Annotated in this window: 13 protein-coding genes; 1 reads left to right on the top strand and 12 read right to left on the bottom strand. The window is 73.6% G+C overall.

Features of this window, described 5'->3' with window-relative positions:
• Nucleotides 1–156: 156 nt before the first annotated feature.
• From ACYVID_RS04785 to dacB, 12 genes are all read right to left on the bottom strand, one after another.
• On the bottom strand, nucleotides 157–786 hold the full coding sequence (locus tag ACYVID_RS04785) for a hypothetical protein (RefSeq protein ID WP_460734944.1): 630 nt from the start codon (nucleotides 784–786) through the stop codon (nucleotides 157–159).
• Between the two features lie 10 nt (nucleotides 787–796).
• Nucleotides 797–1,279 (bottom strand): DUF3180 domain-containing protein, encoded by a 483-nt coding sequence (locus tag ACYVID_RS04780; RefSeq protein ID WP_460734942.1) that lies wholly within the window; start codon nucleotides 1,277–1,279, stop codon nucleotides 797–799.
• Nucleotides 1,276–1,845: a 2-amino-4-hydroxy-6-hydroxymethyldihydropteridine diphosphokinase gene (folK, locus tag ACYVID_RS04775; protein ID WP_460734940.1), complete on the bottom strand. Its 570-nt coding sequence runs from the start codon at nucleotides 1,843–1,845 to the stop codon at nucleotides 1,276–1,278. The genes ACYVID_RS04780 and folK overlap by 4 nt, the downstream gene beginning before the upstream one ends.
• Complete coding sequence (gene folB / locus ACYVID_RS04770) at nucleotides 1,842–2,213, bottom strand: dihydroneopterin aldolase (RefSeq protein ID WP_460734938.1); 372 nt, start codon at nucleotides 2,211–2,213, stop codon at nucleotides 1,842–1,844. The genes folK and folB overlap by 4 nt, the downstream gene beginning before the upstream one ends.
• Nucleotides 2,206–3,039, bottom strand: coding sequence for a dihydropteroate synthase (gene folP, locus ACYVID_RS04765; protein ID WP_460734936.1), 834 nt, complete (start codon nucleotides 3,037–3,039; stop codon nucleotides 2,206–2,208). Before folP ends, folB begins: the two co-directional genes overlap by 8 nt.
• Nucleotides 3,040–3,094: 55 nt before the next feature.
• Nucleotides 3,095–3,718 (bottom strand): GTP cyclohydrolase I FolE, encoded by a 624-nt coding sequence (gene folE / locus ACYVID_RS04760; RefSeq protein WP_460734934.1) that lies wholly within the window; start codon nucleotides 3,716–3,718, stop codon nucleotides 3,095–3,097.
• Between the two features lie 144 nt (nucleotides 3,719–3,862).
• Nucleotides 3,863–5,920, bottom strand: coding sequence for an ATP-dependent zinc metalloprotease FtsH (gene ftsH / locus ACYVID_RS04755; RefSeq protein WP_460734932.1), 2,058 nt, complete (start codon nucleotides 5,918–5,920; stop codon nucleotides 3,863–3,865).
• Nucleotides 5,921–6,079: 159 nt separating this feature from the next.
• Entirely contained in the window at nucleotides 6,080–6,631 is a 552-nt protein-coding gene (hpt, locus tag ACYVID_RS04750; RefSeq protein WP_460734930.1) for a hypoxanthine phosphoribosyltransferase, read from the bottom strand.
• Between the two features lie 85 nt (nucleotides 6,632–6,716).
• Nucleotides 6,717–7,511, bottom strand: a complete 795-nt coding sequence (locus ACYVID_RS04745) for an Ig-like domain-containing protein (protein WP_460734928.1) — start codon at nucleotides 7,509–7,511, stop codon at nucleotides 6,717–6,719.
• Nucleotides 7,512–7,813: 302 nt separating this feature from the next.
• Nucleotides 7,814–8,803, bottom strand: a complete 990-nt coding sequence (gene tilS, locus ACYVID_RS04740; RefSeq protein WP_460734926.1) for a tRNA lysidine(34) synthetase TilS — start codon at nucleotides 8,801–8,803, stop codon at nucleotides 7,814–7,816.
• Complete coding sequence (locus tag ACYVID_RS04735; protein WP_460734924.1) at nucleotides 8,803–9,858, bottom strand: zinc-dependent metalloprotease; 1,056 nt, start codon at nucleotides 9,856–9,858, stop codon at nucleotides 8,803–8,805. Before ACYVID_RS04735 ends, tilS begins: the two co-directional genes overlap by 1 nt.
• A gap of 258 nt (nucleotides 9,859–10,116) precedes the next feature.
• Nucleotides 10,117–11,535, bottom strand: a complete 1,419-nt coding sequence (gene dacB / locus ACYVID_RS04730; protein WP_460734922.1) for a D-alanyl-D-alanine carboxypeptidase/D-alanyl-D-alanine endopeptidase — start codon at nucleotides 11,533–11,535, stop codon at nucleotides 10,117–10,119.
• A 202-nt stretch (nucleotides 11,536–11,737) separates the two neighbouring features.
• On the opposite strand from dacB, the gene ACYVID_RS04725 reads away from it, so the two are divergent.
• Nucleotides 11,738–12,229 (top strand): inorganic diphosphatase, encoded by a 492-nt coding sequence (locus ACYVID_RS04725; RefSeq protein ID WP_460734919.1) that lies wholly within the window; start codon nucleotides 11,738–11,740, stop codon nucleotides 12,227–12,229.
• Nucleotides 12,230–12,245: the final 16 nt, after the last annotated feature.

Genomic DNA, 12,245 nt, shown 5'->3' with positions numbered 1-12,245 from the left:
TTGTGCCGGAACCCGTCTCACCCGGGCGGCCGGTGCGGGCTGCGCCGCTGTCGGTCGAGCAGCGCCGTCCGCGCGCGGAAAGTCCGAATCATTTCTGATGCTCCACGCGAGCTGAGCATCAGAAATGATTCGGAGTAGCCCCGACCCGCCCCGGGCTCAGGCGTGCTTGCGACGCCCCTCGGCGGCGTGCCAGGCGGCGGTGACCGTGTCGAGCTCGGCGCGCAGGACGTCGACCTCCTGCTCGAGCTCGGCCACGCGCATGATCGCGTCGGTGGTCTGCTCGGAGGCGGCGTCGAGGGCGCGGGTGGCGACGAGGAGGTCCTCCTCGAGGCGGTCGGTGCGGCGGCGCTCGGTGGCCAGGTCGCGGGCGGCGTCGGCGGCCTGGCGCTGCGTGGCGGACAGGACGGTGCCCAGCTCGGTCAGGGCCTGCTCGCGCTCGGCGATCCGGCTGCGGAGGTCCTCGACGCGAGCGGTGTGCTCGGCGGAGCGCTCCTCGGCGAGCACGCGGTAGGCCTGGGCCTGCGCGGCCCGGTCGCGGGCGGCGTCGCGGCGCGACTGCACGAGCTCGGCGTGGGTGATGCGCGTGGCGGCGGCGCCCAGCACGACGGCGCCGGCCGCGGCGAGCACCAGCAGCAGCCACGAGCCGGACGCGACGGTGCCGGTGACGAGGGCTGCGGAGAGGAGCAGCAAGAGGGTGGCGACGGTGAGCCGGGTCGAGCGCTGGCGCCGTCGTGCGGCCGCGGCCGACGTGACCTGTGTGACGGGAGTGGCCGCTGGGGAAGTCATGCCGCCCAGGTTAGGACGAGGAGTCGTCCAGCCGGACGCGACACGCACGCTCGAGCAGCACCCCGCACGCGACCACCGCCACCGCCGCGAGGGCCGCCAGCCCCGACCAGAGCACCCGATCACCGGCCAGCGGGCCGCGCGAGCCGAGCCAGGCCAGGGCGTAGCCGGCGTACCCGCCACCCGCCACGCTGCCGACGTACGACGCCGCCCGGCCGAACGCGAGCCGGTTGACTGCCCGGTGCGGCTCGAGGAGGTCGGGCCGGCGCTTGAGGGTGCGGCGGGTGTCCCAGGCGAACCGTCCCAGCGCCACCGCGACGAACGCGAGCAGCGTCGGCTGCGGCCAGGTGACGACGGGGGCGACCCCGCGCAGCTCGACCGAGACCGGTCGCAGCAGCCACCCGAGCACCAGCCCGCCGAGGGCGAGCAGCACGAGCACGACCGGGGAGACCGGCCGGATCGTGCCGGTCGGGCCCTCCCGGGGCGGCTCGGTCACTCCAGCTCGAGGGCCAGGTCGTCGCGCAGGGTGACGCCGTCGAGACCCACCGCGGCGAGCAGGTCGGCGATCGGACCGCGGTCGGGGATGGCGGCGTCGGGCTCGAGGTCGAACCACGGCTTGAGCACGAAGGCCCGCTCGGCGGCCCGCGGGTGCGGGAGCTGCAGGTCGTCGGTGGCGCTGCGGCGGTCGCCGACGACGATCAGGTCGACGTCGAGGGTGCGCGGGGCGTTGCGGACCTCGCCACGCTCACGGTCGAAGGCGTCCTCGATGGCCAGGGCGCGGTCGAGCAGGCGGGTCGCGGCCAGCGTGGTGTCGATGAGCACGACGGCGTTGAGGAAGGGCTGGGAGCCCTCGGGACTCTCGACCGGCTCGGTCTCGTAGACCGGGGAGACGCCGGTGACCCAGACGTCCGGGGTGTCGGCGATCGCGTTGACCGCACCCTGCAGGGTGGCCAGCCGCTCGCCGAGGTTGGAGCCGATCGCCAGCACCGCGCGCCGGATCGGGCGCATCTCGCCGGTCAGGGTGTCGGCGTCGATGATGTGCGGGTTGGGCACCTCGGTCACGAAAGCTCCTCGCGGGTCCTGGTCGTCGTGAGCGTGACGTCCGAGAACGTCGCGTCGATGGGGGCGTTCGGCTTGTGGACCGTCACCCTCGCCCACTCCACTCGGGTGTCCAACAGGCACACCTCCGAGATGCGGTGGATGAGGGTCTCGATCAGGTCGACCGGGTCGCGCTCGACCGCGGCCTTCACCTGGGCCACGAGACTCCCGTAGTCCACGGTGTCGCGCAAGTCGTCGGACGCGGCCGCCGGGCGGGTGTCGAGGCCGAGCAGGAGGTCGATGACGAAGGGCTGGCCCTCGCGCCGCTCGTGCTCGAAGACCCCGTGGTGGCCCCAGCACTCGATGCCGGTCACGGACAGCTCGTCAGCCACGCGGCCCTCCTTCCTCCAGCGCCTCCCAAGCGGAGAGCGCGTCGCACGCAGAACCTACGTCGTGGACCCTCACCCCCCACACCCCGGCCCGTGCGCAGTGCAGCACCACGGCCAGGTGGGCGGCCTCGCGGCCGTCGACGGGCCGGGGCTCGCCCGCGGCGTCGGCGAGCAGCCGACCCAGGAAGGACTTGCGGCTCGCGCCCACGAGCAGCCGGTGCCCCAGGGAGTCGAGCTCGGCGAGCCCGCGCAGCAGCTCCCAGCTCTGCTCGGCGGTCTTGGCGAAGCCCAGGCCCGGGTCGAGCACGAGCCGGTCGGCGGCGATGCCGGCGGCGAGCGCGGCCTCGACCCGCTGCCCGAGCTCGGCCAGCACCCCGGGGACGACGCCGCCGTGGGCGGTGTAGTCGGTGTGCGCGCTCATCCGGTCGGCGTGCGCGCGCCAGTGCATCGCGACGTACGTCGCCCCGCTGGTGGCCACGAGGGGCAGCATGTCGGGGTCGGCGAGCCCGCCGGAGACGTCGTTGACGATGCTCGCGCCCGCCTCGAGGGCGGCCGCGGCCACCTCGGCGCGCATGGTGTCGACCGAGACCGTCGCACCGGCGGCCGCCAGCTCGGTGATCACCGGGACGACCCGGGCGAGCTCCTCGGCGACCAGCGGCCGTGTGGCCCCCGGCCGGGTCGACTCACCGCCCACGTCGAGCAGATCGGCACCCCGCTCCAGCAGCGCCAGGCCGTGGGCCACGGCGGCCCGCGGCTCGACGTACCGGCCGCCGTCGGAGAAGGAGTCGGGGGTCACGTTGACCACGCCCATCACCAGCGGTCGGGGCATCGGCTGCTCGGACCTCCTCGGGCGGACCGGTCGGTGGCGCCGGGCCGGGATCGGCTCAGCGGGCGCCGCGGGTGCCGTGGATGAGCGCCATGGCCTCGCTGCGCGTGGGGTGGTTGTGCATGATGCCGCGCACCGCCGACGTGATGGTGCTCGCCCCACCCTTCTTCACCCCACGCATGGTCATGCACAGGTGCTCGGCCTCGATCACGACGATGACGCCGCGGGCCTCGAGGATGTCCATGAGGGCGTCGGCGACCTGGGTGGTGAGCCGCTCCTGGACCTGGGGACGCTTGGCGTAGACGTCGACCAGGCGGGCCAGCTTGGACAGGCCGGTGATCTTGCCGGAGGTCGCGGGGATGTAGCCCACGTGCGCGACGCCGGTGAAGGGGACCAGGTGGTGCTCGCACATCGACCACAGCTCGATGTCTCGGACCAGCACCATCTCGTCGTGACCGAGGTCGAAGGTGGTGGTCAGCACCTCCTGCGGGGTCATCCGCAGACCGGCGGTCAGCTCGGCGTACGCCCGGGCGACGCGGGCCGGGGTGTCACGCAGGCCCTCGCGGTCGGGGTCCTCGCCGATGGCGGCGAGCAGCTCCCGCACCGCCGCCTCGGCGCGTGCGTGGTCGAAGGCGGGGATGTCCTGCGGGTCACGATCGGGGGTCGTGATGATGTCGGTCATGGGTGCTCGGTATCCGCTCGAGGACTCGGTGAGTCCGTCCTGGGGTGTGACCTGCGTGGTGCGACGTGGGTTCGGCCCGGTCCCCCTGCGCGGATTGACCCGATCGGGTGGGCCGCTCCGCCGGTGGCCCGTCCCGGGCGGGCGTCAGGAGGCGTCGGGACCGGGCGGGGTCGCGTGGCCGCCCGGGGCCGCGGGGCCGCCGTGCACGTCGCCGCCGGCGCCCGGGGGCGTGACGACCGCCCCGGCCGGCTGGTGCTCCGCCACGCCGTTGGCGCGCGCCCGGTCACGGATCTCCTGGGGGATCTCGACCGGGGGCATCTGCGAGGGGCGACGGGTGTCCGAGCCGGTCCACGCGGGGCGGGCCGGGCGCATCCGCAGCGCCTCGAAGATCCGGGCGATCTGCTCCTTGTCGAGCGTCTCCTTGTCGAGCAGCTCCAGGACGAGGGCGTCGAGGACGTCGCGGTTCTCCTCGAGGATGTCGAAGGCCTCCTGGTGCGCGGTGGCGAGCAGGGCCTTGACCTCCTCGTCGACGATCGCGGCGACCGACTCGGAGTAGTCGCGGGAGTGCCCCAGGTCGCGGCCCAGGAAGGGCTGCGAGCCGGAGTCGCCGAGCTTGATGGCACCGAGGCGCTCGGTCATGCCGTACTGCGTGACCATCGCGCGGGCCACGTTGGTGGCCTTCTCGATGTCGTTGCCGGCGCCGGTCGTCGGGTCGTGGAAGATCAGCTCCTCCGCGGCCCGCCCGCCCAGCATGTAGGCCAGCTGGTCGAGCATCTGGCTGCGGGGCTGGGAGTACTTGTCGGAGTCGGGCAGCACCATGGTGTAGCCCAGCGCCCGACCGCGCGGCAGGATCGTGATCTTGTGGACCGGGTCGTTGCCCGGGAGCGCCGCGGCGACGAGGGCGTGGCCGCCCTCGTGGTAGGCGGTGATGAGCTTCTCCTTCTCGCTCATCAGGCGCGTACGGCGCTGCGGCCCGGCGATGACGCGGTCGATCGCCTCGTCCAGCGCCTCGTTGGTGATGAGCTTGGCGTTCGCACGCGCGGTCAGCAGCGCGGCCTCGTTGAGGACGTTGGCCAGGTCGGCACCGGAGAAGCCGGGGGTGCGGCGGGCGACCGAGACGAGGTTGACGTCGGTGGCCAGCGGCTTGCCACGCGAGTGGACCTTGAGGATCTGCTCGCGACCGGACAGGTCGGGGGCGTCGACCTGGATCTGCCGGTCGAAGCGGCCGGGCCGCAGGAGCGCCGGGTCGAGCACGTCGGGACGGTTCGTGGCCGCGATGAGGATGACCCCACCTCGTACGTCGAAGCCGTCCATCTCCACGAGCAGCTGGTTGAGGGTCTGCTCGCGCTCGTCGTGGCCGCCGCCCATGCCGGTGCCGCGGTGGCGGCCCACGGCGTCGATCTCGTCGATGAAGACGATGGCCGGGGCGTTCTCCTTGGCCTGCTCGAACAGGTCACGCACGCGGGAGGCACCCACGCCGACGAACATCTCGACGAAGTCGGAGCCGGAGATGGAGTAGAACGGCACGCCGGCCTCGCCGGCGACCGCGCGGGCCAGCAGGGTCTTGCCGGTGCCGGGCGAGCCGTAGAGCAGCACGCCCTTGGGGATCTTGGCGCCGACGGCCTGGAACTTGGCCGGCTCCTGGAGGAACTCCTTGATCTCGCCGAGCTCCTCGATCGCCTCGTCGCAGCCCGCGACGTCGGCGAAGGTCGTCTTCGGCATGTCCTTGGAGATCAGCTTGGCCTTGGACTTGGCGAACTGCATGACGCCGCGGCCGCCGCCGCCCTGCATGTTGTTGAGCAGCCACAGGAAGACGATGAAGATGATGATCAGCGGCAGGAACGAGAAGAGGAAGGTGCCGAGCGCGCTGGGGCGGGAGACCTCGGTGCGCAGCTCCTCGATCTCACCGGCCTCGACCTGCTGCTGCGCCTGGACGTAGAGGCGCGACTGGGTGCCGTTGATCCAGAAGGTCCGGACCTCCGCACCCTCCTCGCGGACGCCGTCGTCGAGGATCGCGCGGATCTCCTGGTCACCGTCGACGAAGGTGATCTCCTCGACCTCGCCCTCGGCGATGTAGGACGTCATCTCCGAGGAGGTGATCTCGTCACCGCCCCCGCTGGGCGCGAGGAACTGCAGGGCCAGCAGGACGCCGACCACGGCCACGACGATCCAGAGCCAGGGACTCTTGCCTATGCGCTTCACGGACTTCTCTCGTTGGGTGCACGATTCGAAGTGACGACGGTACCCGCCGCCACCGTTCCCATCCTCTCAGGAGGCTGGGAACGGAAGGCACGGAGCGGCTTCGCCGCCCTGCCCATCGGTTCCGTCCGACCGAGCTCGCTTCGCTCGACGGTCGGACGGTCAGCTGTAGACGTGCGGGGCGAGGGTGCCGATGTCGCGCAGGTTGCGGTACTTCTCGCGGTAGTCCAGGCCGTAGCCGACGACGAACTCGTTGGGGATGTCCCAGCCGACGTACTTGACGTCGACCGGCATCTGGAGCGCCTCGGGCTTGCGCAGCAGGGTGGCGATCGCGACGCTCGCGGGGTTGCGGCTGCTGAGGTTGGAGGTCAGCCACGACAGCGTGAGACCGGTGTCGATGATCTCGTCGACGATCACCACGTGGCGGCCGCTGATGTCGGTGTCGAGGTCCTTGAGGATGCGCACGACGCCGCTGGACTTGGTGCCCGAGCCGTAGGAGCTCACCGCCATCCAGTCCATCTCGATGTGGCGGTCGAAGGAGCGGGCCAGGTCGGCCATCACCATGACGGCACCCCGGAGGATGCCGACGATGAGGAGCTCCTCGCCCTCGTAGTCGCGCTGGATCTCCTGGGCCATCTCCGCCAGCCGCTGCTGGATCTGGGCCTCGGTGAACAGCACGTTGACGAGGTCGTTCTCCACGTGGGCAGAGTCCATGGGCGGCAGCCTACGACCGGTACGCCGTCGGGCGGCACGCGGCCGGGGGTCCCGGCCGCGTGCCGACCCGCTCAGCCCGGCCCGGTCAGCGGCGACCGGCCCCCGGCTTGGCGACCACGACCTTGAGCGTCTTGGCCTTGGAGGACCTCAGCCCGTCGACGCCGCGGTACTCCACCGACAGCCTGTGCGTGCCGCGCGGCAGCCGGCCCAGGTCGAGGGTGGCGACACCCTGGTCGGTCCTCGCCAGGCGCTGGGTGGCCAGGACCTTCCCGCCGTCGAGGACCACGACCCGGCCACCTGTGACCTTGGCCCGCTTGCTGTCGACGGCCACCGAGACCACGACCGACTGGCGCGGGGCGACGACCGGGTCGAGGACCTCGGCGACGGTGCTGGTCGGCCAGTCGCGCAAGTCGAGGCGGAGCTCGCCGAGGCTCACCGGCTTGGCGCTGCGGACGCTCACGTCGGAGAGGAAGGTGGCGTCGTACCCGCGCTTGACCAGCACGACGTCGTACACGCCCCGGTCGACCCAGAGGTAGAAGTAGCCGTGCTGTGGGCCGTGGCGGCGGGCGCTGGCGTAGGTGAGCGCGGTCGCGACGGGCTTGCCCGTGCTGGCGTCGAGCGCCTGGACCGCGACGTTGTCGACGCCCTTGCCGTTGCCGTCGACGGCGACGCCCTGGATGAGGTACGCCGGCTGGGTGGTGACGACACCGTCGTCGTCATCCTCGTCGTCGTGGTCGTCGTCGCACCCCCAGGCGAGCAGCCAGCACAGGGGGCCGTCGTCGTCGGGACCGTCACCGCCCTTCGCGTGGGCGGTCCCGACCGGCGCGAGCGCGGACAGGACGACGAACAGGACGGTCAGCAGGCTCAGACGCTTCTTCATGTGTGGTGCTCCCCTGGCTCGGACCGCGGGCGCGGTCGACTCCCCTGACAGAGGGTCGGCCGGTTCCGGACCGGGTTGAGCCAGAATCGCGAGGCTTTGCCTCAGCGGGCCCCGGAATGGCCCATCCGGGTCATCCCGGCGCTGGCCGGGCGACGGGGGCGGGGGCGAGCAAGGGGGGTCCGGCGCCCTATGTGGTGTTCCGGTTCAAGCAGGTTGAACCGGAACGCCACACAAGGCCGGTGGGGGGCTGGGGGCAAGGACGTGGGCTGGGTGGTCCGGACCCGGGTGGGCTCGTGCCCGCCTCAGGACGCCGCGACCGCGCGGACCCGGACCACCCCGTCCACCCGCAACCCCCGCAGGTGCCCCGGCAGATCCACCCACCTCTGCCCGCGCCAGGCGGTGACGAGGGCGTCGAGGGCCAGGACGTGCTCGTGGAACAGCTCCGCGGGCGGCGCCCCGGCGTCGAGGGCGAGGCGGCGCAGCAGCCGGGTGCGCAAGGCGGTGGGGAGCGCGGCGAGCGCCGTGACGGGGAGGCCGCCGTCGGCCAGGAGCGCGGCGTACCGCTCGTCGGCCAAGTCGTCGAGGCAGTCGGCGTCGGCGCGCAGCTGCTGCGCCGTACGTGCCAGGGCGGCGGCCACGCCGGGGCCGAGGTGCTCCTCGAGGACCGGGAGCACCGAGCGGCGCACGCGCACCCGGGCGTAGCCGGGGTCGGAGTTGTGGGGGTCGTCCCAGGCGTCGAGGCCGAGCACCTGGCAGGCGGTGACGGTGTCGTCGCGGGTCAGGTCGAGGAACGGCCGGCGGTAGACGTCGAAGGCGCGGCGCATGCCCGCCAGCGAGCGGGCACCGGAGCCGCGGGCCAGGCCGAGCAGGACGGTCTCGGCCTGGTCGTCACGCGTGTGCCCCAGGAGTACGACGGCAGCCCGGCTGTGCTCGGCGACCTGCTCGAGCACGGCGTACCTCGCCCGGCGCGCGGCGCCCTCGGGCCCCTCGCCGCCGGGCTCCCAGGCGACCGTGACCCGGGCGGTCAGCGTCTCGTCGACGCCCAGCGCGGCCAGCTGCTCCACGACCCGCGCGGCCTGGTCGGCCGAGCCCTCCTGCAGCTGGTGGTCGACCGTGGCCCCCACGACCCCCCAGCCGCCCGCCCGCGCCTCGTGCACGGTGGCGGCGGCGAGCGCGAGGGAGTCAGCGCCACCGGAGCAGGCGACGACCACGGTCGAGCCGGCCGGCACGTCGGCGATCTCGCGACGCACCGCGACCCGCGTGGCGGCGACCGAGGGATGCGGACCGGGCATCAGCCCAGGACGCGCGCGACCCAGGCGTCCGGGTCGTTGATCTCGGCCTTGGTCGGGAGGTTCTCCGGCCCGGCGAAGACCGCGTTGAACTCCTCCATGCCGACCTTGTCGACGACGTGGCGGACGTACTTCGCGCCGTCGCGGTACTGCGCCATCTTCGCCTCGAGACCTAGCAGCCGGCGGATCAGCCGGTCCAGCGACCCGGCGCCCTTGCGGCGCTCGGTGAACCGCTCGCGGATCTGCGCCACCGACGGGATGACCGTCGGGCCGACGTCGTCCATCACGACGTCGGCGTGGCCCTCGAGCAAGGACATGACCCCGGTGACCCGGTCGAGCACCTCGCGCTGGGCCGGCGTGGACAGCAGCTCCATGATCGAGCCGGACGTCTCGCCCCGACGCTTCACGGCCTCGATCACGCGCCCGAGGCCGTCCTCGAGCAGCTCCTTGGAGTCCAGTGAGTCACCGAGCTGCCCCACGAGGGAGTAGATGTGGTCGCGCATCCACGGGACCGCGGTGAACTGCACCCGGTGGGTCTCCTCGTGAAGGCACACCCACAGCCGGAAGTCGTGCGGGTCGACCTCGAGCTCGCGCTCGACGTGGACGATGTTGGGCGCCACCAGCAGCAGCCGCCCCGACGGCTCGTGGAACGGGTCGAACTGCCCGAGCACCTTCCCCGACAGGAACCCCAGCAGCCCGCCCACCTCGACGCCGGTCACCCGGCGCCCGACGGCCAGCGACAGCCCGCTCGGCGGCTTGCGCGCCGACAGCTTCTCCGCGATCGGCGACAGCACGGTGCGGAAGCCCTCGGCGTTGGCCTTGACCCAGCCGGGGCGGTCGACCACCAGCACCGGCGCGGTGCCGTCGCCGCCGTCGAGGCCGGTGAAGTCACGCACCAGCGGGGTCGAGCGGGCGGCACCCTCCCGCAGCTCGGCGACGGCCGCGGCGGCCTCCTCCCGCGAGACCTGGGGCCCGTCGCCCGCGAGCCGCGAGCCCAGCGAGACCGCGAGGTCCCAGTCGACCATCTCGGGGGCGGGTCCCGACGCCGGCTCAGTCATGGACCGAACCTATCCCCCGGCCCCACCCGGCCCGCCGCGCCCGAGGGGGTGCGGTCGGGGCGCGGCCCACGCTCCGGCGTACGACGGGAGGCGGGGCGGGCCGCGCACGCCGAGCCGTGTCGGCCCCTGGCCGGGGTGGTCCGCACGCCGGCGCAGGCTCCACGCGCATGAAACCTGCGTGCGCGTGCGGACCATCCCGCCTCCGCGGTCGATCGGGTTCGATCGGGTTGGATCGGAGCCGTACGGGAGGCCCCGACCTCAGCCCGCCCGCCCGCACCGGCAGGCGGCGAGGGCGGCGGCGGCCCGGTCGAGCAGCGCCTCGGCCTCCTCGTCGCGGTCGCCGGGGATCCGGTCGGCCATCAGCGCGAAGACCATCGGCGTACCGTCGCGCGCGACGACGACCCCGGACAGGCTGCGTACGCCGGCGAGCGTGCCGGTCTTGGCGCGCACCCGCCCCACGGCGGCCGGCGGCGCGTCGTCGAAGCGGAAGGCGAGCGACCCCGAGAACCCGGCCACGGGCAGCCCGGGCAGGAGCCCGCGCACGGGGTCGTCCGAGGCCGACTCGGCCACCGCCTGCAGCAGGCCGACCAGCGTGTCGGGGTCGACCAGGTTCTCCCGCGACAGCCCACTGCCGTCGCGCAGCCGCTGCGGCGCCGGCACGCCCCGCTCCTCGAGCACCTCCCGCACGCCGGCGATTCCGTCCTGGGTCGAGCCGGCGCCCCCGGTGGCGAGCCCGACGTGGCGCAGCACGGTCTCCGCGGTCTCGTTGTCGCTGACCCGCACCAACTGCTCGACGAGCGACCCGATCGGCGCGGACTCGACCTCGGCCACCAGGTCGGCCCCCGCCGACGCCGCCGCCGGGCTCGGCACGCCCAGCACCTGCACCCCAGCGCGGCGCAGCGCGGCGGCGTAGACCTCCGCGGCCGCGCGCGACGGGTCGGCCACCCTGCCGAACCCGTCGGGGTCGCTGCCGTCGTCGACCATCAGCGCGGTGATCGGGGCCTGGAAGTCGCGGTACGTCGCGGGCCAGCTGCGGTTGAAGGCCGGGCCGGAGAAGAGGCCGTCGTCGTACCCCAGACGCACCCGCCGCACCCCGCGGTCGGCCAGCGCCTCGGCGGTCCGGCGCGCGAGCGTCGTGAGATCGGCGCCCTGCTGCTCCCCGGGGGCTGCGTCGGGGTCGGGCGCCCGCTCCAGGAGCGGGTCCCCTCCCCCGACGAGCACCAGGTCGGTGCCGTCGAGCACTGCCCGGGTGGCGAAGGTGGTGCGCGGGTCGATCGTGTCCAGCGCCGCGAACGCGGTCAGCAGCTTCGTGGTCGAGGCCGGCACCAGCCCCGCCGGGCCCCCGTCGTACGCCGTCGCGCCGGTCAGCCCGGCGACCGCGACGCCCACGCGCCGACCGAGCACGGGCTGGCCGAGCAGGCCGCTGACGGCCCGGCGGACCGCCGTCGCGCTGACCGGACGGGCACCGAGGGCGACCGCGGGGGCAGCCGGGGGCTCGACGTCGGGGAGGACGAGCCCGTCGGGGGGCGCGACCTCGGCCGGATCGGTGCGCGGGTCGGGGTCCTCACCGAACAGGTCCTCCCCCCAGGCGCGGACCCGGTCGAGCGTCGGCTCGGCCTCGCCGCTGAGCACCACGCCGCCGGCCGCCACGAGGGCCACGACCGCGAGCGCGGCCACCAGCCGACGTACCCTCCGGGGACCGCTCGGGGAGTGGCGTGCGTCACGTCGTCCCACATCTGCCCCCTCCCGGTGCGCGTGCCGGGCCATTGTGCGCGAGACTGTCCCCCGGCTCCCGCGCGGGGGCCGCACCCGCCCCGAGCCGGGCAGCGGGTCCGACGACACAGCAGACCGGCGATCCAGATCGCCCACGGAGGCAGACGTGCTCGAGTTCGACGTCCTGGTGGAGATCCCCAAGGGGGAGCGCAACAAGTACGAGGTCGACCACGAGTCGGGCCGCCTGCGCCTGGACCGCACCCTGTTCACCTCGACGCAGTACCCCGCCGACTACGGCTACATCGAGGACACCCTGGGCCAGGACGGCGACCCGCTGGACGCGCTCGTGATCCTGCAGCAGCCGACCTTCCCCGGCTGCCTGATCAAGTGCCGCGCCATCGGCATGTTCCGCATGACCGACGAGGCCGGCGGTGACGACAAGGTCCTGTGCGTCCCGTCCTCGGACCCCCGTCTCGAGCACCTGCGCGACATCTCCCACGTGTCGAAGTTCGACCGCCTGGAGATCCAGCACTTCTTCGAGGTCTACAAGGACCTCGAGCCCGGCAAGTCCGTCGAGGGTGCCGAGTGGGTCGGCCGCACCGAGGCCGAGGCCGAGGTCGTCGCGTCGTTCGAGCGGTTCAAGAAGACCGGTCACTGAGCGGGGCGGCCGTTAG

The sequence above is a fragment of the Nocardioides ginkgobilobae genome, assembly GCF_054781275.1.
The sequence above is the reverse complement of the archived record's forward strand: the minus strand, read 5'-3'. Positions and strand labels throughout refer to the sequence as shown.

Coding starts and splice junctions, on each gene's coding strand:
- ACYVID_RS04785 (WP_460734944.1), bottom strand. CDS start 786: ATGACTTCCCCAGCGGCCACTCCCGTCACACAGGTCACGTCGGCCGCG.
- folP (WP_460734936.1), bottom strand. CDS start 3,039: ATGCCCCGACCGCTGGTGATGGGCGTGGTCAACGTGACCCCCGACTCC.
- folE (WP_460734934.1), bottom strand. CDS start 3,718: ATGACCGACATCATCACGACCCCCGATCGTGACCCGCAGGACATCCCC.
- hpt (WP_460734930.1), bottom strand. CDS start 6,631: ATGGACTCTGCCCACGTGGAGAACGACCTCGTCAACGTGCTGTTCACC.
- ACYVID_RS04745 (WP_460734928.1), bottom strand. CDS start 7,511: ATGAAGAAGCGTCTGAGCCTGCTGACCGTCCTGTTCGTCGTCCTGTCC.
- tilS (WP_460734926.1), bottom strand. CDS start 8,803: ATGCCCGGTCCGCATCCCTCGGTCGCCGCCACGCGGGTCGCGGTGCGT.
- ACYVID_RS04735 (WP_460734924.1), bottom strand. CDS start 9,858: ATGACTGAGCCGGCGTCGGGACCCGCCCCCGAGATGGTCGACTGGGAC.